We start from the raw sequence: 22,888 nt of genomic DNA on the forward strand, positions 1-22,888 counted from the left end.
CCGATTTTTATTTATTTCTTGATAGCCTTGTTTTCTTGTTCTAGATGCCAAATATCTTCATTGTACTCATTGATTGTGCGGTCACTTGAGAAGTAACCTGCTTCACCAATGTTCTTAATCACACGGCGGGTCCACCTATCATGATCTTCATAATCAGCATACATTTTTTCTTTTGTATCGATGAATTCTTCTAAGTCGATTAAGGCCATAAAGTAGTCCTTGTTAGAAATATCACTGTGTAGACGGCGAAGTCTTTCTTCATCTCCTAGGTAAAGCATACCCGGACTTAAAATAAAGTCAACTAAAGGCTTAATTCTTTCGCGGTAGTAGTAATCGTGAGCGTTATAGCTATTATTAGCATAAATATCCACAATTTCAGAACTTTGCTTTCCAAAGATATAAATATTTTCTCGTCCAACGCGTTCAGCGATCTCTACGTTGGCACCATCTAGAGTACATAAGGTTAGGGCGCCATTCAACATAAACTTCATGTTTCCTGTACCCGAAGCTTCCTTAGAGGCTAGAGAGATTTGTTCGGATATATCCGCGGCAGGAATTAGGTATTGAGCAGCCGTTACGTTATAGTTTTCAACAAAGACAACTTTTAAGTGCTTATTAACATCTGGATCATTATCAATGATCTGAGAGAGGGTGAGAATCATGTGGATGATATCTCTCGCGATTGTGTAAGCACTGGCCGCTTTACCTCCGAATATAATAGTGATAGGTGTTTTTGGAATATTGCCACTCTTGATTGAGAAATACTTATGAATGACATAAAGGGCTAGCATTTGTTGACGTTTGTACTCGTGGATACGTTTGATTTGAATATCAATGATTGAATGCTCATCGATTTCAACACCTTGATGTACGTCTAACCAAGCCTTTAATCTTTGTTTATTGGTAAATTTAATGGCTCTTAATTTAGTATTGACACTAATATCATCCTGATAGTCAAGTAATGGGGTCAGATCTGAATTAGTACGCCATTCTGACCCAATTAATTGATCTAAATAAGTAGCTAATTCAGGGTTACAGTCCATAATCCAACGACGGAAGGTGATCCCATTAGTTTTATTGTTGAATTTTTCAGGATAGATATCATAAAAGTGTTTTAATTCTGTATTTTTTAAGATGTCAGAGTGAAGGCGGGCCACGCCGTTAATGCTGTATCCGTAATGAATAGACATATTAGCCATATGAGCACGTCCATGCTCGTCAATGATTTTAACCGCATTGTTATTAGGGAAATCGTTTTGAACTAGCTCATCTAATCGTCTAATAATATGGGCAGCATCTGGACATACCAAATCTAAATCACTCATCGGCCACTTTTCTAGGGCTTCAGCTAGAATCGTATGGTTGGTATAGGCTACCATGCGTCTAACAATACCGACTGCTTCGTCGAATTTAATACCATGGTCTGTAATCATCAAACGAATCAATTCAGGGATAACTAGTGCTGGGTGAGTATCGTTTATTTGGATAACGGCATATTCATCTAGGTCATGGACGTTAGATCCTCTTTCGATAGCCTCCTCAATAACTAATTGGGCCCCATTGGATACCATAAAGTATTGTTGATAAATACGTAATAATTCACCTGAGTGGTCAGAGTCATCAGGGTATAGAAATAGGGTTAAGTTCTCTTCAATATTTCCCTTATCAAAGTGAATCGTACCTTCTTCAATAATGTCTGATGAGACAGAATCAAGATCAAACAAACGTAAACGGTTCCGCTTGTTATGCTTGTAGCCTAAAACGTTGATATCATAAAGGGTTGAATTCAAACTAAAACGGCCGAATTTAACTTCGTATGATTTTTTGTTCTTTTTAAGCCAGCTATTTTCTGTGATCCATGCATCAGGAACTGCTTTTTGGTTGTTGTCTTTAAATACTTGACGGAAAAGTCCAAAGTGATAATTCAAACCAACGCCATCACCATTAATACCTAAAGTGGTAATTGAATCGACAAAGCAAGCAGCCAGTCGTCCTAGACCGCCATTACCAAGAGAAGGTTCATTTTCAGCTTCTTCAATCGCCATTAAGCTTTTACCATTAGCTATTAATTCATTATTGACCTCGTCGTAAATACCCAAATTCAATAGGTTATTGGAAAGTAGTTTACCAATTAAGAATTCAGCTGAGAAATAATAGAGCTTTTTCTTTTGGTTGTGGTGGGTATTCAAGCCATCTGAGCGGTCAGCTACTAAATCAAGAATCGCCTTATAAAGTTCAGCATCCGAACATTCGCGAATAGGCTTATTGAAAGCCTTAGTAACATAGGATTCTAGTTTTGCCATAGTTATCTCCTTATTCTAAAAAACTATTATTTTATTATATTATACCATGAATATTCGATAAGACCAGTTTTATTTAAAAGTCAATATAATCATAGTTTAAAGGAAAGAATCCTTTTAGTATCTCTAAAAGGGGTAGTCGCTTGTATAAAATTGACAAAAAAGAATTATTTAATTGTTTTGATTTCCATTTATTTATGTATGCGCAAGAAATAAATGGAAAACTTAAATCATCAAAACAAATCAAATAATTCTTAAAAGACTTTTATTTATATTTTTCTTCTAGTTGCGCCATCCAATGACCAAGCGCGGTTCCTAGAATTAGCATCAAAAGACATAGAAGGTATTGAACAAATGTAAAGCCTTGGTAATCAGTTGGAATAATCATTAATGTAGAAGCAATTACTACCCCTAAGATAAAGTGGAAGAATTGACTATAATAATGATCGAAAATCCATTGGATCAACTTAGCGAAAAGTAAAATCGTAACTAAACCACCAATTGCAATTGGTATAATAACAGAAAAGTCTAGCGTCTTAAACCCATCAGCCATTTGCTGGTATAAACCTAAGTAAACGATAAAATTTGAAGGGCTTAAGCCTGGAATGAGAACGCCTAATGCAATCAGTCCTCCACACAGACACCAAGACCAAAAGTTAGCATCGATGGAATTAGTAAATTGTTGATTACCCATATAGAGAACCGCTAACCCGAAGAAAAAGGATAGGACCATAACTGAGATATCTAGGCGATCCCGACCTTTAGCTCCAGCTTCTTTCCATAAGGCCGGGAAAGTTCCAAGTATCGCTCCTACGAAAAACCAGAGGATGATCGTGTAGTAATTCCCCAAAAGATAGGAAACACCCCATGATAATCCGGCGATGCCAGCTAAACCCCCAAGACCAACCGGAATAAAAAATAAAACATTCTCAATAAACTTGTCCGTGAGATTCGCTAAAAAACGAATAATTCGCTCATATAAACCAAAGATAGCTGCTAGGGCCCCACCTGAAATTCCCGGAATAATGAATCCAGAACCGATAAAAGCGCCTTTAATAAATCGTAACCACCAACTTTGAGACTGATTAAGCTCGTCAGTGTGAGTAATAGATTTTGACATAATAACCTCCTAAAAGATATGTTATTATTCTAGCCTTTCAAATCATTAGATTCAAGAAATTAAGGCAATTGACAAGCCAAGAGATTAAATTAAAATAGAAGAAAGGAGGGACCGATGATGGTTGCAAAATTTTACTTTAGTGATAAATGTCCTGATACGCCAGAGTTTCAGAAGGCATTAAATTCATTTGGAATAGACTATCAAGCTGTTAACATTACCGATTCCATGGCTAATCTCAAGGAGTTCTTGTCTTTAAGAGATCAACGAGAAGAGTTTGATTCGGCGAAAGAGTTAGGAAGGGTAGGCATTCCCGTTTTACTAACAAGTAGTGATTTATTACTTTTTGATACAACAGATTTGGAGAGACTTTAAGGTATGGATAGACAAGTAGAGGAGTTAATTAATGCGGCTCGCGAGGTGAGGGCGCTAGCTTACGCTCCGTATTCAAAATTTCCAGTAGGAGCTGCCATTCGAATGAAGGATGGACAGATTATTCAAGGGGTCAATGTAGAAAATGTTTCCTTTGGAGCTACAAATTGTGCTGAAAGATCAGCCTTATATAGTTCAATTGCTCAAGGCTACGCTCCCAAATCTACTGTTGCAATTGCTATTTGTGGCGATACTGATTCCTACTTACCCCCTTGCAGTATATGTCGTCAAGTATTGGTTGAATTATGTGATTTAGATACCCCTGTTTATTTAACGCGTGCTGATGGTGAAATTTTAGAATTAACGATTGCTGACTTGGTGCCGTATGCTTTCGATTCGATGGAAATCTAACCGCGTATATTTTGAGTTCCTTGTTTTAGTTTGTTATATTTAAAGTAAAATGAGATAAGGAGAATGATTATGGCACAAAAATTATTACATGCGTGTTTAAGAGTCGCTGATCTAGAAGCTTCGAAGAAATTCTACATGGGAGTTTTTGATTTTGAAGTTAACCGCGAAAAAGATTTTCCAGAAGATGCTTTTACATTATCTTACCTAACTGTACCCGGTGGAGATTTTGAATTAGAACTTACCTATAATTATGATGGTGGCCCATATGAGATCGGTAATGGCTTTTCTCACTTGGCCTTAGGCGTTGATAATTTAGAAGAAACTTACAAAAAAGCCAAAGATTCAGGTTATGAGACAACTGAAATGAAAAGTTTATCTGATGGTTCTGTTTCTTTCTTCTTCATTACGGATCCAGATGGTTACCGTCTAGAAGTGATGAGTAATTAAGCCTTCATTTTATTTCTTATGATTTTTTATCCTTAAGTAATAGATTATCTATTACCTAAGGATTTTATTTTTATATTCTAATGATATTTATACAATAGGTTCAGTAACTAACGCTTGAATTTTTTAATGCTTGTAAAAGACAGCTTAAAATATAATAAAAAATAAAAGTCAATATAGTCCCATTTAATTCAGAGATAGGAAGAGTATTTTGAGGGAATCATCGCTTGAAAAATAATGTAAGCAAAACAGATTAGTCTTGAAATCAATTCAATCTTTTTAGTCCGGTAGTCAACTAATTTCAATAAGTGAAAAAATTTTGAAAAAAATTAACAAAAAATTAGAATATTTATCACTTATAGGGTATAATGAAAACAAAAGAAAGCGAAAAAAAATTTATCAATTAAATTAAGCGCTTACAACCATCTATCCGTGAAGGGGGTAATGCAATGAATATTAAGTCTGAGCTTCCAGATAATATAATGGATGACATTTATTACTTCAATAAGGGCGTCCATCGAAGCGCCTATAAGTTTTTGGGGAGTAAACGTCGAGTAGTAGATGGAGAGATAGGATACCAATTTACTGTCTGGGCTCCCAATGCTAATAATGTCAGCATACAAGGTGACTTCACCCAATGGCACCTTGTAGGTATGAATCGCCTGGACGGTGGCATCTGGACGATTTATTTTTCAGGAGATATTAAAGGGGATAAATATAAATATGCTGTTGATAACGGTCGAGGGCATGTTGAATACAAATTAGATCCCTTCTCTTATCGAAATGAAATCAGTCCTAAAGATGCTTCGATTGTCTGGGACTTACCAAAATTGGAATGGGCTGACCAAGAATGGATGGCTAATCAAAATAAGGAACGCTTATTTAAATCGCCCATCCAGATTTATGAGGTTCACCCTGGTTCTTGGCGTCGACACCCGGATGGCCGTGAATATAATTTAAGCGAACTTGCCGATGCCTTAGTTCCTTATGTAAAGGATATGGGCTATACCCACATCGAACTTATGCCGGTCATGGAACATCCGTTAGATGCTTCTTGGGGCTATCAAATTACTGGATATTATGCGATAAATGGTAGGTATGGAACACCGGAAGACCTTCATTATTTTGTCGATCTAGCTCACCAAAACGGGATTGGTGTCATGGTTGATTGGGTACCTGGACACTATTCGCGCAACAGTAATGGTCTGGCCTACTTTGATGGAACGCCTTGTTACGAGTATGAAGATAGTAATAAAGCTAATAATGTGGGCTGGGGAGCACTAAATTTTGATCTTGGTAAAAATCAAGTTCAAAGTTTCCTTATATCGAATGCCATGTATTGGTTGAAAGAATACCATTTGGACGGTATTCGGGTGGATGCCGTAACTAATATGCTCTACCTTGATTTTGATGATAAACCTTGGACGCCTAATGAGGATGGATCTAACCATAATCGACAAGGGGTCGAATTTATCAAAAAATTAAACCAAACTATTCATGAAGAATGTCCTCACGTCTTGACCATGGCGGAGGAAAGTACTGATTGGAAAGGGGCTACTCATCCAGTTGAAGAAGGAGGGTTAGGCTTTGATTATAAATGGAATATGGGTTGGATGAACGACACCCTTAAATTTATTGAGCTAGATCCAGTTTATCGGCCAGCTAGTCTTCGTTTAATCACCTTTGCCTTTATGTATCAGTACAATGAACGCTATATTTTGCCATTTTCTCATGATGAGGTGGTCCATGGTAAACGGTCGATGTTGGATAAGTTCCCATTATCAAGACGTGACCAATTCGCTAATTTGCGACTGCTCTATGGTTATAAGATGGCCCAACCTGGTAAAAAATTAAACTTCATGGGCAACGAACTTGGACAGTACTTAGAGTGGCGTTTCAATGAGGAACTTGACTGGGCTGGCTTGCAGCAGGAATTTAATAAAGAATACCAATATTATATTCGAACCTTAAATCATTTAGGTCTTGCTGAGGCATCCTTACATGAATTGGATCATGATCCACTAGGGATGCAAGGGATAGATGCGGATGACTTGGAAGAAGGCGTTCTAAGTTTCTTGAGAAGGTCCAGCCAAGAAGATGATTTCATGGTTTGTGTCTTCAATTTTACACCAGTGGAACGAAATCCAAAGCGGATTGGAGTGCCTTATCCGGGTAATTACCAGGTGGTGTTGAATTCTGAATTAGAAGAGTTTGGTGGCAGATGGACGCATAGGCATGGAACCTTAACCAGTCAAGCTGCTCCTAGTGATGGTTTTGAACAATCCATTGAGCTCATTGTTCCAGGATTTGCTGCACTCTTTATTAAGCCGGAGACAATTGACTTACAAGCTCAAGACCATAGTGAGAAGGATTCTGTTGCAAAAGTGAATCCTAAGGATCCATCTAAAACCAAGTCAGCTGATAAAGCTAAAGCAAAATCGTCTCGTCAAAAGAGAAGAAAACGTGGTAAAAAAAGGTAATCAATTATATAGAAAGGAGACGAACAAGCCAGCCTTGTTCAAATACTTACATGAAAAATGAATTAATCGGTATGATTCTTGCTGGAGGGCAAGGAACCCGTTTAGGTGTATTAACTAAAAATATTGCTAAGCCGGCCGTTCCATTTGGTGGTAAATATCGAATCATTGACTTTGCGATGAGTAATTGTGCTAATTCTAATATTCGTAATGTCGGGGTCGTGACTCAATATCAACCTTTAATCTTAAATGACCATATTGGCCGTGGGGATGCTTGGGGATTAAATGGACGTAATAGTGGAGCTACGGTCCTTCAACCCTATTCAAGTGCAGATGGTGAAAAATGGTTTAAAGGGACCGCTAATGCTATTTACCAAAATATCTCATACATTGACTCCTTGGATCCGGAATATGTTCTGATTTTATCAGGTGACCATATTTACAAGATGGACTATTCAAAAATGCTAGATTTCCATAAGGAAAACAATGCTAGCTTAACCGTCGGTGTACTTCCTGTTTCGATGGAGGAAGCGTCTCGCTTTGGTATTATGAATACTGACCAAGGTAATCGGATTATTGAATTCGAAGAGAAACCGGCAGAGCCTAAATCGAACTTAGCTTCGATGGGTATTTATATTTTCAGCTGGCCAACGCTTCGCCGCTATCTAGTAGAAGATGCTGCAAAAGATAGAAAATTAGAAGACTTTGGACATGATGTCATTCCAACCTATTTGAAGAATGGGGAAAATTGTTTTGCTTATTCCTTCCATGGCTACTGGAAAGATGTGGGAACCATTGAATCCCTTTGGGAAGCAAATATGGAAATTCTCGACCCTGATCATCCATTAAATCAAACCAAGGATTCATGGCGTGTTTATTCCTCAACACCAATTACTCCACCGCAGTTCTTGACTCAAGAAGCTGAAATTAAACATTCAACCGTTGTTGACGGTTGCTTCATTGCAGGTCAAGTTTCTCATTCAATTCTCTCGCAAGATGTTGTGGTTGGTTTGAACAGTTCAGTAGACCATTCAATTATTATGAGTGGAACAACAGTGGGAGAAAACTGTAAAGTAGAATATGCCATTATTGGAGAGGGCGCAGTTATTGCAGATGGCGCGAATGTCATCGGAACCCGAGATGAGATTGCAGTTGTAGGATTTAACGAAACGATTGGAGGGCCTAAGAACGATGGCGAACAGTAAACTAGCAGCAATTATTAATTTAACGGAAAATAATGATCACTTAAAACCTTTGACTAATAATCGTCCTATTGCTTCATTACCCTTTGCTGGGCGTTACCGCATTATTGATTTTGCTTTATCAGATATTTCCTATGCAAATATTGATTCTGTAGCCTTATTTATTGGTGGATCCGGGCGCTCGATCTATGACCATATTCGGTCAGGTATCGCTTGGGACCTACAATCAGATATTGGAGGAGGAGTCTTCACCTTCTCACAACAAGACTGGAAACATCAGTACAAGATCGAAGAAGAACATGAAGATTATTATTATAATCATCGTATTTATCTGCAAAGATCTAAGGCAGAGTATGTTTATATTGCTGGTTCTAATATCATTAATAATTTGGATATTCGCTCAGTGGTTCAACAACACAAGCTTACCAATGCAGATGTAACTGTTGTCTATCACAATGCTGAATCCAGTGAGTTATCCGCTAAGGTCAATGAAAATATGGCTCTTGAATTTTCTGAAGGGCATGCTTTAGCAGGATTTGTTCCCCTTTGTGATGCCATTGATGCGCCACGGGTGAATGTTTCATTGGATCAATACATTGTTTCTGCTGATATTCTTTTTGAAATGATGGAAAGAGCGCTTGAAGATCAAGTTTATAAGTCTATCAATGACTTAATCTTGCATTATATCAATGATTATACGATTAACACTTATGAATATACTGGTTATACAGCCTTTATCGACTCCATTGATAATTACTTTGCAGCTAACTTGAATATGTTAGACCGGGTGCAGTTTAATTCGCTCTTCCATGGTAGTATTCCGGTGTTAACCAAGTCTAAACATGGTGCCCCTACTTACTATAGTGGAGATTCTAATGCTAAATGTTGTATCGTAGCTACTGATACTCAAGTTTATGGACATATTTATCATTCAGTTATTAACCGTCGTGTGACAATCGAACAGCACGCGAGTGTTGAAAACAGTGTGATTTTACAGGGTGTAAAGATTGGTGAAGGAGCGGAAATTAAATACGCTATTATCGATAAAAATACAACCATCGCACCTGGAGCAAAGGTGATAGGATCTCCAGATAACATTATTGTTATCGAAAAAGGCTCTCACATTCAAGCTTAGGAGGTAACATGAAAGTATTATTTGCGGCAGCAGAAGCTGCACCCTTCTTCAAAACAGGGGGCTTAGGCGATGTTGCCTATGCCTTGCCCAAAGAATTGGTTAAAAAAGGGATCGATATTCGTGTCGTTCTTCCTAACTATATGCAGATGCCACAGCAATATAAGGACCAATTAGAAGAAGTTTTTCATTTTCGTTTTCAATTAGGTGTCAAAAATGTATACTGTGGCATTAAGAAACTTGAGATGGATGGAGTTGTTTACTATTTCATTGATAACTTAAGTTACTTTGACCGGGCGAGTCTATATGGTGAATGGGATGATGGTGAACGGTTTGGATTTTTTGCAACGACCATCATTGAGATGCTTGAAGTTATTGACTGGATTCCGGATATTATTCACTGTAATGATTGGCACACCGCTATGGTACCTGTTCTACTGGTGGACCGATATCATTGGAAAAATCGATTACAAAATATTCGTAAAGTCTTAACAATACATAATCTTCGTTTCCAGGGAATTTATGAGCCCAAGATTTTAGAAAATGTTTTCGGTACATCGTATAATACCTTTACAGAGGACGGCTTGAAATATTATGACCGGGTTAACTTCTTAAAAGGTGGTATCAACTTCTCTGATCGAGTAACCACGGTTAGTCCTACCTATGCATATGAGATTATGACTCCAGCCTTTGGAGAAGGCTTGGAAGGGGCTCTGCGCCATAATCATTGGAAAGTTCGTGGGATTATTAATGGAATTGACTATGATATCAATAATCCAGCAGATGATAAGCTAATTCCTCACCACTTTACGATTGATGATCTCAAGGGTAAGAAGCTTAATAAACTAGCCCTTCAGAAACGACTAGGTCTACCTGAAAAAGAAGACGTCGCCCTGATAGGTGTGGTTAGTCGGTTAACGGATCAGAAAGGGTTCCAATTGGTTGAAGAGCGACTGAATGAATTATTGCAAGCAGAGGTGCAAGTAGTCATTCTAGGAACTGGTGAAGCACAGTTTGAGCATTCATTTAGATACTTCCAGGATGTCTATCCTGATAAAATGCGGGCTTGTATTGATTTTGATATTCAACTGGCTCAACAAATTTATGCTTCGGCGGATATGTTTTTAATGCCGTCGGCTTTTGAACCATGTGGTTTATCTCAAATGATTTCAATGCGCTACGGTACCCTACCGATAGTTCATGAGACAGGTGGTTTAGCAGATACCGTTGAGCCTTATAATCAATATACGGGAGCCGGTACAGGTTTTTCATTTAACCAGTTTGACTCATATATTATGCTAGAGACCATCTACCGGGCTTTGGATGTTTACTATAATCAACCTGAAGCTTGGCAAAAATTGGTTCATCAAGCAATGAGTCGCGACTTTTCATGGGAGCGACCTGCCCAGGAGTATTTTCAACTTTACCAAGGTTTATTAGACAGCTAATGTAATTAATATTAAGCTAACCATTTATACCAGATTAGATGACTTCTAATCTGGTTTTTGGGATGGTCATAATTTTTTAAGATAAATTCACAAATCTTTCACAGGCTAGAATTTTAAAGTAAAAGAGGGAAACAACTAGCTTAATTGAGTTTATTTCAAGTATGATAAGATAAAGTATGTTTCTAGTAGGGGAGGGAAGTCAATGTCTCAAGAAAACAAGACCAATAGTTTTCCAAAGCAGCGATTGACTCGTAGACAACAAATGTGGCAAGGTTTTAAAAATTTATGGACCTATTATCGAGGTTGGAAGTGGCTAATTTTTATAACGATGAGCCTCTCCCTAGCTTTATCCACCTATCTAGTTGTTCTAGCCAAGACGACTAGCGTGAATACACTTCAGGAAGCCTTGGTATCTAAGACCACCATCTATGATTATCAAGACCAAGTTGCAGGTACTATGAATGGGCAAAAAGGAACTTATGTCGATTTGTCCGCTATTTCAGATGAGATGAAACAATCTGTAGTGACCACTGAGGACAAGCGGTTTTATCAGCATGGTGGATTTGATACGATTGGTATGGGTCGGGCCTTTGTCAGACTATTACTAAATCGTGATACCTCTGGTGGTGGCGGGTCTACCATCACCCAACAATTAGCCAAAAATGCCTTTTTATCATTAGATCAAACGTTCCAAAGAAAACTAAAAGAATTATTTCTTTCTTTGGAATTAGAAAAAGAATATGACAAGGATCAAATCTTGGAAATGTATCTCAACCACGCTTATTTTGGTAACGGGGTTTGGGGAGTTGAAGATGCTGCCCAGGCTTATTTTGGCCATAGTGCTGCCAGTTTGAATTGGAACGAAAGTATGGTATTAACAGGAATGTTGAAGGGACCTTCAATATTTAATCCGGTTGATGACTACCAGGCTGCAATTGACCGTCGAAATGTTGTGGCCGATTTACTTGGCAAGGAGGGCCTCTTATCTCCAGAAGACGTCCAGTATGTCCAATCAGCACCAATCAATGTTTATGGAAATTTTGAAGTGGAGGATGACTATCAATTTCCTTATTATTTTGACGCGGTTATTGATGAAGCTTCAAGGCTAGCTGGCATACCTGAAGATGACCTTATCGGAAAAGGCTACCAAGTCTTTACTAATTTGAATCCTCAATTTCAATCGGCTATTGATGAAAGTTACCAGCTACCCGGTTTTTTTCCCGATAGTCAGGAGGGGGAGCCATTAGTCCAAAGTGCTAGTGTCGTCATTGACCCACAAACGGGAGGTATTGCTGCTGTATATGGAGGCAGGGGCGAATATGTATATCGTGGCTTTAACCGGGCAGTTGATATGAGACGGGCGCCGGGATCTACCATAAAGCCTTTGGCTATTTATACTCCTGCTTTAGAGGCGGGGTATAAGATCCATTCAACAGTACCCGATCAAGTCAAGTCTTATGATGGTTGGCAACCTGAAAACTATAATCACTATACTGAACCAAGCGGGGAAACTAGCTTGTATTATGCTTTAGCTCAGAGTAAGAATACGACCGCTGTCCACTTACTCGATGAATTAGGGATCGATAAAGCAGTGGAAAAATTGAGACAGTTTGGCATACCTCTCAAAGAAGAAGATAAGAATTTAACACTCGCCCTAGGGGCCTTGAGTAAGGGGGTAACTCCACTAGAATTAGCTAATGCCTATAGTGCATTTGCTAATCAAGGTATCCGCAGAGATAGCTTTTTTATAAGGAAAATATTAGATGCAGCAGGTAATGTTGTGTATCAAAATGAGAAGCCGGCCAAGCATATGGTAATGACTAAGAACATTGCAGCTGATATGACTAGTATGATGCTTGATAGTTACGGCGGATATGGTACAGGTTATGGAGCTGGCCCTGATTTTGGTCAACTAGCAGGAAAAACGGGGAGTACGGAGACAACAGAAGGATCCACTGATACTAGGGACCGTTGGATGGTGGGCTACACGCCAGACTTTGTTATTGTTTCTTGGGTTGGGCTAGATGAGATTGGGGATCAATCTCTGGATCAAATTATGCCTAGCGGAATGGGACAGTTGTTTAATTACCAGACCACTCAACTAATGACCTACTCTAATCAGACCCCCTTCAACTTATTGCCCGCTTCTGCTATGGAAGAATCTACTAATTCAATCTCATCCAACAATTGGCAAGATCAAACTGGACAATTACTGGACCAGGCTAGTCAATGGGTGGAACAAGAGCTACCAGGTGTTCTTCAAGAAATTGAAAGCAACGGAAGGGTGATTGTTGATGAATTGCGGGATTGGGTGCAGTTTAATTGGCCTTTTAATTAAAGCAAGAAAAGTTGAAAATACATGGATTCCTTGATAATATGAAGGAGTACTTAGATTTTAAGGAGGATATGCGAGTGGCAAATAACATATATGATACAGCCAATCAATTAGAACGCGATTTAAGAGAGCTAGAGGCTTTCCAAAATTTACAAAAAGCCCATCGAGCTATTTTGGATAATCAAGAAGCTAATGAATTATTCAATGAATTCAGACAGCAAACCCAAACCTATCAAGAAAAGCAAATGCGTGGCGAGGAACTTTCAGATCAAGATATTAGCCAAATTCAGGAACTATCAATGAAAGTGACTCAAAATGAATTAATTCGTCAGCTAATGCAAAGTGAAGAATTGGTGAGCCAGACAATTAATGACATCAATAAAATTATTACCAGACCTTTAGTAGAACTTTACGAAAACGATCCTCAATAGGCTCTGTATGGCAAGTGACCAGCTGTAAGTCTTATCTAAGACTGCGGTTGGTTTTTATATTAATTTTAAAATTTAAAGAAAGGAGCTTAAAATGAAGTTATTACATCTAGCGGACTTACATTTAGATAGTCCTTTTCAAGGGATTCGCCAGTCCAATTCACTTCTACGGGAAAAGCTATTGGCAGCCCCCTACGAAGCTTTTCGCCAAGCTATAGGTGTAGCTATCAATCGGCAAGTGGATGTAGTTATTATAGCAGGGGACATCTATGATAGCGATCGTCAAACGATCTATGCCCAACACCAATTCATCCAAGAACTCGAGCGATTGGAACAAGCCGATATCCCCGTGGTGATGATTCACGGTAATCACGATTACCTTAATAGTCATTCACCAAAGATGACCTATCCGACTAATGTATATTTATTAGATTCACAGACCATTGACTCTGTCGATTTAAGACTCAGTAATGATCTTAGCGCAAGGTTTTACGGTTTTTCTTACAACCAGCGGTGGATTGAGAGCAACAAAGCAGTTGAATATCCTCGTGCCAAAGGTGAGACTGATTATACGATTGGTATCCTTCATGGAAGCCAAGTTTCAGGGAATCCATCTTTTGATCGGTATGCTCCTTTTCGAGTTAAGGACTTACTGGCTTGCCAATATGATTATTGGGCATTGGGTCATATTCATCAGCATCAAGTGCTGAATCAAGAACCTCTGATTCAATATAGTGGAACCACTCAAGGACGAAATCGTCTAGAAACAGGTGACAAAGGAGGCTATTTAGTCACGCTTGAAAAGAATCAACCGACAAAAAGTGAATTTATTTCTTTGTCGTCGATAGAATGGCAAGTGGGTCGCCTGGACTGCCAAGAAGATTGGCAAATCCCTGATTTGTTAGCGGCCTGCAAGAAGTGGTTATCCACTTATCGTGAAGTGGCTTCTTCAACAAAAAAGCTTTATTTATTGAGTCTTTATTTGGATAATGCTCAACGATTAGATCCCCAGATTCAAGAGCAGATCATCAGTGAGGATCTCATTCCCTTATTGAATCCTAGCGACTTAGAGGGCAATTCCTATTGGTTAGTAAAATTAGAGTTAAGCTATGACCAACTAGTGGACTCTTTCGATTATGATCCCCAACTTAAGAAGTCTTTTGAAGCCAGTCTGGCTTCATTAGAAGAAGGAAGTTCCTATCAGGACATGTTAGCCGACCTCTTTGGTCATCCGATTTTAATGAGCCGTTTAAGTGATATTACGTCAGATCCTTTAATTAAGGAAGAAGCAAGTAATCAAGCTCAGGCCCGAATTACTCAAGTATTAGGAATGAATCAGGAGGGCTTTGAAGATGCGGATTAATAAAATAGAAATTTATGGATATGGAAAATGGGTAAATCAAAGTTTTGAGTTAAACCATGATTTACAACTTTTTATCGGGAAAAATGAATCCGGAAAATCAACTATTCAATCTTTTATTCGAAGTATACTGTTTGGCTTTCCTAGTAAAAGAAAAAAGAAAAACCAAGAAAATCGCTACGAACCACGAGACGGGGACCGTTACGGGGGTCGTTTGCTGGTTTCTGATGTGGAGTATGGAGATTTATGGATTGAGCGAACCTTAGACGGTTTAAAAATAAATAGCCTGGAAGGGGACCAGCTTGACCCCAATCTTTTATCACAACTTCTGGCAGGCCTCGATGAAGACTTGTATGACACTTTCTATTCGTTTACTCTAGCCAATTTACAGAATTTATCAAATATTGGTTTAGAGGATTTAAATGATTACTTTCTAGGAATCAGCACCTTAGGTAGTGATAAGTTTTTAGAACTAGCTAAACAAGAAGAAAAATTAGCAGCCAATTTATACAAACGTAATGGAAGTAAGCCTCAATTAAATCAACTCCTCAATGAATATGAGACCCTGGCCCAGGCAGTAGATGAACAGCAAGCGAATATGGCAACTTATAATCAATTAACGAGTCAACTTCAGAATGAAGAGCAGATAATAGAAGATCTCAATCAAAAAATTGACAATTTCGAACAGGAATTAAGAGATATTGATCAATTGATTCAACGTTATGACATCTATCTAAAAAAACAAGCAACTGAAAAAGAACGCGAAGGTCTGGTCTACACACCTGTCCCTGATAACTGTCAAAACAGGATTGATCGAGCTAACATCACAATTGCTGATGCCAAGGAGAATCAGATTCAGCTTCAAGAGAGACTACAAATGCTAGAAGAAGAGCAAAAAAAACTGACGCGATCTGTGTGGGCCAATAATCACGAAGAAGACCGAAAAAAATGGCGATCAGATACGGAAGAGATAAAAATTGTTCAAACGCAGCTTGAACAAGTTGAACAATCAATTGCTGAGTCCAAGGATCAGATGAAACAATTGGCAGAAAAGGGTAAATTCTATCCTGAAAAAATTTCATTTGATCAAGACTTTAACAAACTTCTTGAACAAGGACTTGACTTACAGGCTGAAAAGGAACAAATTGATCAAGAAATATCCAATTTACAGGCTCAAAAAGAAGTCTACCAAGAACAAAGAAAAGAACAGCAAAATAATCGTCAAATTGCCAATCAACAAATCGCTTTTCTAGAAAGTAAAAAAGTAAATGAAGAAGCTCAGCTTATTCAGGAGACCAATCCCTTACAATATTTACCGAGCTTAGTCGCTCTAGTAATAGTTGCGGGGCTAACCGGTTATCAATTGTTGAAGGATTCACCTTCAGCTTGGTTGTGGGGCTTGATTGTTTGTCTCCTTATTGGCTCGCTAGGATGGGGCTTTTATACTTACTATCGTCATCAAAAACTGACTGAAGCCTACCATCAAAAAGATTTTCATCTGCAAATCAAAGACCTTGAAGATCGCTTATCAAATTATATTGACCAAGCTCAAGCTCTAGCAATTGAAGTAAACGATAAACAAGCGACTATTGAAAAGCAAACGCAAGCCTTAACCACCGTTCAAAGCAAGCAGACGGAGTGGTTATCTAAACTTGGTTTTTACCCTGATGCCGATCCTGAAAAAGTACTCAAAACGAATCCGGTTCAAGAGTATTTTGGAGCAAAAGATCGCTTAGATAAGTATAATGATACTAGAAATCAGTTATTATCTGAAATCACTGGTTGGCGAACACGTCTTCAACCCCTTTTGGATCGTTTCCCATTGGATAAGAATGAATCTGATACGCGTAGAATCATTCGACACTTTGAAAAGATTGAAGCTAGCCTGGTTCAAGAGTTACAGCGACAGTCGCTACTTGAGCAACGCATTCAGCAGACCCAAAAAGATCTTGATAAAAGCCAACAATTAATGAATCAAGGTCAAGAAGACCTCGATCAGCTTTTAGAAGAAAGTCAGGCTAGTAGCTTATCGGATCTATTACATAAGATTAGTGAAAATCAAAAAATTAAAGAGCTGGACCGGAGTTTGGATGTTTATCAGGATCAAATTAAAGATCATATTGATGCCTTAAAGAAAATCAAAGATCGTCATTCACTTAAGGATAAAGATGAAACAATCCAATCACAATTAGCTGAAAGCAAGGAAAATTTAATTCCTCATCTTCATAATAGAGCCAATCTATCAGTGGATATTTCTCGCTTAGAAGAAGATGGTAGCTACGCTAAGCTAGTCCAAGACTTGGAAGATAAGAAAAGTCAAATAGTTGAAGTGATCACTGAATACGCCAGTCATAAATTAACCGCTGAGTTGATTTATCAAACCTTGCAGCAGGGAATTGATAACCCTCTACCAGAAATGAATCAAATAGCGACTGAATTATTTGAACGTTTCAGCTTGGGACGATACGATCAAATTAAGATGAATAAATCGAGCATCAAAGTTCGTCAATTTACAGGTATTTATTTCGAACCTTATGAGTTATCGCAAGGGACCTTAGAGCAACTATATGTTGCTATTAGATTAGCTTTTATTATGAGTGCCAAGCAAATGGTCCAATTACCGATAATTATTGATGATGTGTTTGTTAATTTTGATGATTTGCGCAAGGCTAGTATCTATCAAACACTGGAAAAAATTGCCAGTGATTTTCAAATTCTATTCTTTACTTTTGATAAATTAGCAATCGATAGTTTTGATAACAGCCAGCAGATCAATCTAGAGCAGTTAACTAGCAAGATAGAAACAGAAGAAAGCATTAAGGAGTGATTAAATGACTCAATTGTTTGAATTAAATAACGGTGAAGAATTTGGTATTTTTGTTTTGATTAAAGCTGCCGATGTGCGAACTGCTCGAAATGGTAATCCCTTTATTGCTTTTCGCTTCCAAGATCGGTCAGGAGCCATGGATGGTATGTATTGGTCCGCGACAGAAAAGGAGATCGCTACCTTTCAACCGGGAAGGGTAGTCTTTTTGAGGGGCATTCGTGATACTTATCAAGGACGGCCACAAGTTAAAATCGAAGGTCTACGTTTGGCTGAGCAGGGTGAACCTAATGACCCAACACAATATGTTGAAAGAATTGATGTATCAAGAGAAGATTTAAAGGCTGAGTTAGATGAAGCTCTCTTTGAAATCAAAGAACCTAACATCGCTAGAATTGTACGTAAAATATTGCACCAAGTCGGTGATGATTTCTACACTTATCCTGCTGCAAAAAGAAATCATCATGCGATCGCTGGTGGTCTTAGTTTGCATACTTTAACGATGATCAGAATTGCTAAAGCCTTATTAGCTATTTACCCACAACTTAATTCAAGTTTATTGATCGGTGGTATTATTCTTCATGATATTGGTAAGACGATTGAATTAAGCGGTCCAATCTCAACTGAATACACCCTTAAAGGTCAATTATTGGGACACATTGTAATTGTTAGCGAAATGATTGACCAAGCCTGTGAAGAAATAGGCATCAATCCGGATACGGAAGCGGTCATCTTGCTCAAGCATATGGTCTTATCTCATCATGGTAAACAAGAATATGGTAGTCCAGTGTTACCGCAATTACTGGAAGCTGAAATCATTCATTATATAGATGATATGGATGCCAAGGTTAATATGATCACGGATGCACTTCAGCTTACTGAAGCTGGAGACTACAGTAGTCAGATCTTTCCTCTAGACCGACGTAGTTTTTATAAGCCAAAATTTAAAGGAGCATAAGCAAATGGAAGAAAAACATCAATGCACTTGTCACCAAAATAATGCCGACCATCATCATGATTGTTCATGTGGCTGTGGTCATTCCCATGACTCTCATTTAGATGACCTAGCGCTTAATGATGGGCTTGCGATTAGTCTTGAACTTGATAATAAGCTTGAATCAAGCAAATTTTTTGAAATTTTAACTGAGGATCCCTGGGTGAGTCAATGGCTTCTAAACGGTCAATTCATTGATCTAAGGGCCGGGGGCAAGCTAAAAATTGGGGATCAAGATTATTTGATCACTGATTATCAGGATTCAGCATTTATTGCCTTTATGACTGATTATGGTATTTTGAACTTAGATTTAGCTAGTGGAGCTGATTCCAGTATTATGCTCCAATATTGGGTGGAAGAACTGAATCAGGCTACCATAACTGAGCTAACTCGTTGGTTAATTCGCTTGAATAATATTCAATATTTGGCATCCAATGAGGAATTAATTGATGAAGAAATAGAATTAGAAGCGATGGTTGAGGAAGTTCAGGATCTGTTATTTTCAGAGATTGAAGAAGTTTAATTTTGTGAAGTTTTATCTTCTTAATAAATTCTTAAATGTCTCAAACACTTATTAATTAGGTATGGTATACTATCGAGGTCAAGAATAAGGAGGGGAGTCCATGCTAGTAAAAAAATGCGCCATAATTTTGATGGTTATGTCTATTTTCACTAATTTTGTTCCTGTTGAAGCGGAAGAGGTATCTGAATTAGAGCCAGAAACGAGTGAAGACTCTTCTTCTTTACTGAGCGAAGAAAAGTGGAGTGAATCATCACTCTTAAGTTCGGATACTTCAGCAACTAGTGAGAGTATTAGTGGATCTGACGAAGCATTCTCCTCTGTTAGGGAGGATGAAAGCGCGTCTCTTCCAAGTCAAGGGGTGAATTTTGCTGACTTTGTTCCCTTTGGTCGCTTTATTACTTATTCTTATCAATCACCTGAGAATTCAATGACGATGATTGTAGAATACAGTATGGATGAAGAAGGGATCTTCCAGGTGGCAGCTACCTATGAAGACGGGCAAGTCATTGCTTATGTTTATCAAGTGAAGGCTTCAGGCATTTATGAATTAGCAGCTTTCCCTGAGTATTATGAAGTAGAAGATCTTCGGTACTCCCCTGAAGCGCTTGATCAATATCAATCCTTAATTCTTCCTAATCAGTTAGCTATAGGCACTCGATACCAGTCTGGTTATGACAATGAAAATCAGTGTGAAATTGTTGCCCTCTTACCCACTTACCAGTTAGGAGAAAAAATCTACCAAGATGTCCTCCAAGTAAAGGTCCAAAATCAAAATGACCAATCCATCTCCTATTGTTATTATGCTCCGATTTATGGATTGATAGCTAAAGAAGAGACGGGATCCAAGCAAGAGCTAAGTCAAACTTTGTTTTTGACCGCAGCGGAAGGTCAGCTTTATTAAGAGACCGATTACTTGATCTAAGACTTGCAAAATCTTATCTATGGGTTTATAATGTAATAGTTATGTCTCCGTAGTGTAATGGATATCACGCAAGATTCCGGTTCTTGAGATGGGAGTTCGATTCTCTCCGGAGATGTATTTTAGGTTGATTTATCAAGGTTTATAGCGTTTTGCCCAAAATTTTCCCAAAATGACATCATTAATTGGAAATCTTATAACCTTTTAGCAATATTGGTGTCAATGATTAAGATCAATGTTTTAAAGCCTGTTTATAACAGGCTTTTTTCTTATTATCATATTCCTAATCGTTTATTCATCTTGTTATTTATGCTATTCTATATAGAAGAGATCAGATAGGAGGCATTTGTATGTCAACATGTATTTTTTGTCAAATTATGGAGGGAAGTATCCCATCAGCTAAGGTTTACGAGGATGATTATGTTTATGCCTTTTTGGATACATCGCAGGTGACCCCTGGTCATACGCTAGTTATCCCCAAAAAACATGTTCCTGATATCATGGCTTATGATGAAGAATTGGCAGGCCAAGTTTTTGCCCGATTACCAAAAATAAGCCGAGCTATACTTAACGCTTTTCCTGATGCAAAAGGTATCAATATCCTTAATAACAATGGTGAATTAGCTTATCAAACAGTGTTTCATTCGCATATCCATTTAATTCCACGCTATAGTGAAGATGATGGCTTTTCACTCAAATTTGTCAGCCAAGCAGACAATTATAGTCAAGAAGAATTTCAAAATAGAGCAGAGCAGATTAGTAAGCAACTTAAATAGGAGGTTATTATGGCAGGATTTTCGAGTGGATTATTTTGGGGTGCAGTCTTTGGCGGTTTAGCAGGTCTTTTGAATGCTCCTAGACCTGGTTATCAGACACGTCGTGAACTAAAGATATATATTGACCAAACAACTGAGGATATTAATGACTTTCGTTATAAGTTAGACAATATGACCCAGGCAACCAGTCGGCTAATACAAGAAGGTTCAAAGAGTGTTAGTACTTTGAGCCGTGATCTTGACGATGCCGTTCGACAATTCAAAGAAGAAACTGAGCCACATATTAGTCGCATTCAAGCTGATATTAACCAGTTGCAAGATCATATTGAAGATGTGAAGAAGTCCTAGCTATCTTGAAAAAAATGTTAACTTTATGTTAATTTACAAAAATTCAAAAGTAAATATGATATAGTATGACTTGTAAGAAACTAAATATAAGTCCAGATAGGAGTATCAATCAGAATATGAAGAAAACTTTATTAAAATTTACAGTAACTGCCCTAATGGGGTCAACAATTCTTGCACCTACAATGCCAGCTCTGGCAGCTGAAAATGTCATTGCAACGGTGGGTTCAGAAGAAATTACTCAAGACGACTTCTACCAAGCGATGAAAACTACAGCAGGAAAATTAGCACTAAGAACGATGATCATTGAAAAAGTTCTGATGCAAGCAGTAAAAGATCCAGAAGCCCATCGCAAAGCAGCTCAAGAAGAAGTCGCTAAGCAGATGGAGGAAGCAGGTGGAGAAGACGTATTCCAACAATTACTTGCTTACCAGCAGTTAGGAACTGTTGAAGATTATACTTACTCTCTATTTGTACAAAAGATGCTAGAAGAAGTGGTCCGTGAAAATACAGATATGTCTGATGAGGCCATCAAGAGCTATTATGAAGAAAAATATCAACCAACCATGGAAGCTCAACACATTTTGGTGGAAACGGAAGATGAAGCCAAGGCTGCTATCGAAAGAATTAACAATGGCGAAGAATTTGACGCAGTAGCTAAAGAAGTATCAAAAGATTCAACAGCTCAAAATGGAGGTCTGTTGTCACCTTTCAAATCAGGCCAAATGGTTAAAGAATTTGAGGACGCAGTTAAAGCTCAAGGCAATGGCGAGGTAACTCAGGAGCCTGTTAAGAGTCAATACGGTTATCATGTAATCAAAACCATTGACAACGGTGAGAAGAAACCTTTGGATGAAGTGCGTGAGGAAGTAGAACAAGATTATGTTCAATCTCAATTTACAGATTCACAAACTACAGCTCGTATACTTGGACAATTAATTAAGGATGCGGGTGTGGAAGTAAAGGATAAAGATTTAGAAGATGCTGTTAGCGACTTAATTCAATTAACTGAGCAACCAGTTGAAGAAGCCAAAGAAGAAAAATCTGAGGCGACTAGTGAAGCGGGCGAGCAAGATGCCCAAGCTGAAGCTGAGTCTGAATCATCAGAATCAAGCAACTAATTATACCTGTTTGACCGGTCTTAGGGCCGGTCTTTTTATCTTGTAAGGATGTACTGACCCCCAAAAGTTAGAGTTAAAAATCTAACTTTTGGGGGTTATTTTATGTCCAAAAAATATTCTTACGAATTTAAATTACAAATTGTACAAGAGTACTTAAAAGGTCGGTTAGGGTACGAGTCACTGACCAAAAAATATGACGTTTCCAGTTCTTCCTTAGTCAAAAAATGGGTAGCTCAGTTTCGAGAGGAAGGCCCGTCAGGGCTTAAGAAAAGGAAGTCAAACAAACACTATCCATTGAATTTTAAACTGAATGTATTAAGATTTAAGCAGGAGACCGGCGCTTCTTATCAGGATGTAGCT

General features: G+C 38.2%; 20 protein-coding genes and 1 tRNA gene. 19 read left to right on the top strand and 2 right to left on the bottom strand.

The genetic code is table 11. The annotated features are described in order from the left end of the window. Window positions 1-11: 11 nt before the first annotated feature. Window positions 12-2,303: a glycogen/starch/alpha-glucan phosphorylase gene (locus tag T408_RS0100500; RefSeq protein WP_028118207.1), complete on the bottom strand. Its 2,292-nt coding sequence runs from the start codon at window positions 2,301-2,303 to the stop codon at window positions 12-14. A 262-nt stretch (window positions 2,304-2,565) separates the two neighbouring features. Further along, complete coding sequence (locus tag T408_RS0100505) at window positions 2,566-3,420, bottom strand: DUF368 domain-containing protein (protein ID WP_028118208.1); 855 nt, start codon at window positions 3,418-3,420, stop codon at window positions 2,566-2,568. A gap of 114 nt (window positions 3,421-3,534) precedes the next feature. Here T408_RS0100505 and T408_RS0100510 point away from each other — a divergent pair, with 114 nt between their 5' ends. From T408_RS0100510 to T408_RS0100600, 19 genes are all read left to right on the top strand, one after another. Next, window positions 3,535-3,792, top strand: coding sequence for a hypothetical protein (locus tag T408_RS0100510; RefSeq protein ID WP_235731609.1), 258 nt, complete (start codon window positions 3,535-3,537; stop codon window positions 3,790-3,792). Between the two features lie 3 nt (window positions 3,793-3,795). After that, window positions 3,796-4,200: a cytidine deaminase gene (locus tag T408_RS0100515; protein WP_028118210.1), complete on the top strand. Its 405-nt coding sequence runs from the start codon at window positions 3,796-3,798 to the stop codon at window positions 4,198-4,200. A 69-nt stretch (window positions 4,201-4,269) separates the two neighbouring features. Then, window positions 4,270-4,647 (top strand): lactoylglutathione lyase, encoded by a 378-nt coding sequence (gene gloA / locus T408_RS0100520; protein ID WP_028118211.1) that lies wholly within the window; start codon window positions 4,270-4,272, stop codon window positions 4,645-4,647. Window positions 4,648-5,093: 446 nt separating this feature from the next. After that, window positions 5,094-7,124: a 1,4-alpha-glucan branching protein GlgB gene (gene glgB, locus T408_RS10335; protein ID WP_084543846.1), complete on the top strand. Its 2,031-nt coding sequence runs from the start codon at window positions 5,094-5,096 to the stop codon at window positions 7,122-7,124. Between the two features lie 50 nt (window positions 7,125-7,174). Then, a complete protein-coding gene (locus tag T408_RS0100530) occupies window positions 7,175-8,326 on the top strand; it encodes a glucose-1-phosphate adenylyltransferase (RefSeq protein ID WP_028118212.1) in 1,152 nt (383 codons plus the stop codon). Further along, window positions 8,313-9,458: a glucose-1-phosphate adenylyltransferase subunit GlgD gene (gene glgD, locus T408_RS0100535; RefSeq protein ID WP_028118213.1), complete on the top strand. Its 1,146-nt coding sequence runs from the start codon at window positions 8,313-8,315 to the stop codon at window positions 9,456-9,458. Before T408_RS0100530 ends, glgD begins: the two co-directional genes overlap by 14 nt. Before the next feature lie 8 nt (window positions 9,459-9,466). Beyond that, window positions 9,467-10,903, top strand: a complete 1,437-nt coding sequence (glgA, locus tag T408_RS0100540; protein WP_028118214.1) for a glycogen synthase GlgA — start codon at window positions 9,467-9,469, stop codon at window positions 10,901-10,903. A 202-nt stretch (window positions 10,904-11,105) separates the two neighbouring features. Beyond that, window positions 11,106-13,241: a transglycosylase domain-containing protein gene (locus T408_RS10340; protein WP_084543847.1), complete on the top strand. Its 2,136-nt coding sequence runs from the start codon at window positions 11,106-11,108 to the stop codon at window positions 13,239-13,241. A 68-nt stretch (window positions 13,242-13,309) separates the two neighbouring features. After that, window positions 13,310-13,669 (top strand): YlbF family regulator, encoded by a 360-nt coding sequence (locus T408_RS0100550; RefSeq protein WP_035419619.1) that lies wholly within the window; start codon window positions 13,310-13,312, stop codon window positions 13,667-13,669. A gap of 91 nt (window positions 13,670-13,760) precedes the next feature. After that, a complete protein-coding gene (locus T408_RS0100555; protein WP_028118216.1) occupies window positions 13,761-15,029 on the top strand; it encodes a metallophosphoesterase family protein in 1,269 nt (422 codons plus the stop codon). Next, complete coding sequence (locus tag T408_RS0100560) at window positions 15,019-17,853, top strand: ATP-binding protein (RefSeq protein ID WP_028118217.1); 2,835 nt, start codon at window positions 15,019-15,021, stop codon at window positions 17,851-17,853. Before T408_RS0100555 ends, T408_RS0100560 begins: the two co-directional genes overlap by 11 nt. A 4-nt stretch (window positions 17,854-17,857) precedes the next feature. Then, window positions 17,858-18,808 (top strand): 3'-5' exoribonuclease YhaM family protein, encoded by a 951-nt coding sequence (locus T408_RS0100565; RefSeq protein WP_028118218.1) that lies wholly within the window; start codon window positions 17,858-17,860, stop codon window positions 18,806-18,808. Window positions 18,809-18,812: 4 nt separating this feature from the next. Then, entirely contained in the window at window positions 18,813-19,367 is a 555-nt protein-coding gene (locus tag T408_RS0100570; protein ID WP_028118219.1) for a hypothetical protein, read from the top strand. A 100-nt stretch (window positions 19,368-19,467) separates the two neighbouring features. After that, window positions 19,468-20,268 (top strand): hypothetical protein, encoded by an 801-nt coding sequence (locus T408_RS0100575; protein ID WP_028118220.1) that lies wholly within the window; start codon window positions 19,468-19,470, stop codon window positions 20,266-20,268. A 64-nt stretch (window positions 20,269-20,332) separates the two neighbouring features. Further along, window positions 20,333-20,404 (top strand) — tRNA-Arg (locus T408_RS0100580). A 232-nt stretch (window positions 20,405-20,636) separates the two neighbouring features. After that, window positions 20,637-21,062 (top strand): HIT family protein, encoded by a 426-nt coding sequence (locus T408_RS0100585; RefSeq protein WP_028118221.1) that lies wholly within the window; start codon window positions 20,637-20,639, stop codon window positions 21,060-21,062. A gap of 9 nt (window positions 21,063-21,071) precedes the next feature. Then, on the top strand, window positions 21,072-21,410 hold the full coding sequence (locus T408_RS10345; protein ID WP_035419622.1) for a YtxH domain-containing protein: 339 nt from the start codon (window positions 21,072-21,074) through the stop codon (window positions 21,408-21,410). Between the two features lie 116 nt (window positions 21,411-21,526). Then, entirely contained in the window at window positions 21,527-22,528 is a 1,002-nt protein-coding gene (locus tag T408_RS0100595) for a peptidylprolyl isomerase (RefSeq protein ID WP_028118222.1), read from the top strand. A gap of 102 nt (window positions 22,529-22,630) precedes the next feature. Beyond that, window positions 22,631-22,888, top strand: a 258-nt coding sequence (locus T408_RS0100600; protein WP_028118223.1) for a helix-turn-helix domain-containing protein, incomplete at its 3' end; no start/stop codon positions are given.

The organism is Hutsoniella sourekii ATCC 700629, assembly GCF_000518205.1.
GTDB classification, from domain to species: domain Bacteria; phylum Bacillota; class Bacilli; order Lactobacillales; family Aerococcaceae; genus Hutsoniella; species Hutsoniella sourekii.

What these genes read in the sequence shown, in the direction of transcription:
- T408_RS10345 (WP_035419622.1), top strand. Translation starts at nt 21,072, where the DNA reads ATGGCAGGATTTTCGAGTGGATTATTTTGGGGTGCAGTCTTTGGCGGT.
- glgA (WP_028118214.1), top strand. Translation starts at nt 9,467, where the DNA reads ATGAAAGTATTATTTGCGGCAGCAGAAGCTGCACCCTTCTTCAAAACA.
- T408_RS0100585 (WP_028118221.1), top strand. Translation starts at nt 20,637, where the DNA reads ATGTCAACATGTATTTTTTGTCAAATTATGGAGGGAAGTATCCCATCA.
- T408_RS0100500 (WP_028118207.1), bottom strand. Translation starts at nt 2,303, where the DNA reads ATGGCAAAACTAGAATCCTATGTTACTAAGGCTTTCAATAAGCCTATT.
- T408_RS0100575 (WP_028118220.1), top strand. Translation starts at nt 19,468, where the DNA reads ATGCTAGTAAAAAAATGCGCCATAATTTTGATGGTTATGTCTATTTTC.
- T408_RS0100510 (WP_235731609.1), top strand. Translation starts at nt 3,535, where the DNA reads ATGATGGTTGCAAAATTTTACTTTAGTGATAAATGTCCTGATACGCCA.
- T408_RS0100505 (WP_028118208.1), bottom strand. Translation starts at nt 3,420, where the DNA reads ATGTCAAAATCTATTACTCACACTGACGAGCTTAATCAGTCTCAAAGT.
- T408_RS0100515 (WP_028118210.1), top strand. Translation starts at nt 3,796, where the DNA reads ATGGATAGACAAGTAGAGGAGTTAATTAATGCGGCTCGCGAGGTGAGG.
- T408_RS0100565 (WP_028118218.1), top strand. Translation starts at nt 17,858, where the DNA reads ATGACTCAATTGTTTGAATTAAATAACGGTGAAGAATTTGGTATTTTT.
- T408_RS0100560 (WP_028118217.1), top strand. Translation starts at nt 15,019, where the DNA reads ATGCGGATTAATAAAATAGAAATTTATGGATATGGAAAATGGGTAAAT.
- T408_RS0100555 (WP_028118216.1), top strand. Translation starts at nt 13,761, where the DNA reads ATGAAGTTATTACATCTAGCGGACTTACATTTAGATAGTCCTTTTCAA.
- glgD (WP_028118213.1), top strand. Translation starts at nt 8,313, where the DNA reads ATGGCGAACAGTAAACTAGCAGCAATTATTAATTTAACGGAAAATAAT.
- glgB (WP_084543846.1), top strand. Translation starts at nt 5,094, where the DNA reads ATGAATATTAAGTCTGAGCTTCCAGATAATATAATGGATGACATTTAT.
- T408_RS0100570 (WP_028118219.1), top strand. Translation starts at nt 18,813, where the DNA reads ATGGAAGAAAAACATCAATGCACTTGTCACCAAAATAATGCCGACCAT.
- T408_RS0100550 (WP_035419619.1), top strand. Translation starts at nt 13,310, where the DNA reads ATGCGAGTGGCAAATAACATATATGATACAGCCAATCAATTAGAACGC.
- T408_RS10340 (WP_084543847.1), top strand. Translation starts at nt 11,106, where the DNA reads ATGTCTCAAGAAAACAAGACCAATAGTTTTCCAAAGCAGCGATTGACT.
- T408_RS0100530 (WP_028118212.1), top strand. Translation starts at nt 7,175, where the DNA reads ATGAAAAATGAATTAATCGGTATGATTCTTGCTGGAGGGCAAGGAACC.
- gloA (WP_028118211.1), top strand. Translation starts at nt 4,270, where the DNA reads ATGGCACAAAAATTATTACATGCGTGTTTAAGAGTCGCTGATCTAGAA.
- T408_RS0100595 (WP_028118222.1), top strand. Translation starts at nt 21,527, where the DNA reads ATGAAGAAAACTTTATTAAAATTTACAGTAACTGCCCTAATGGGGTCA.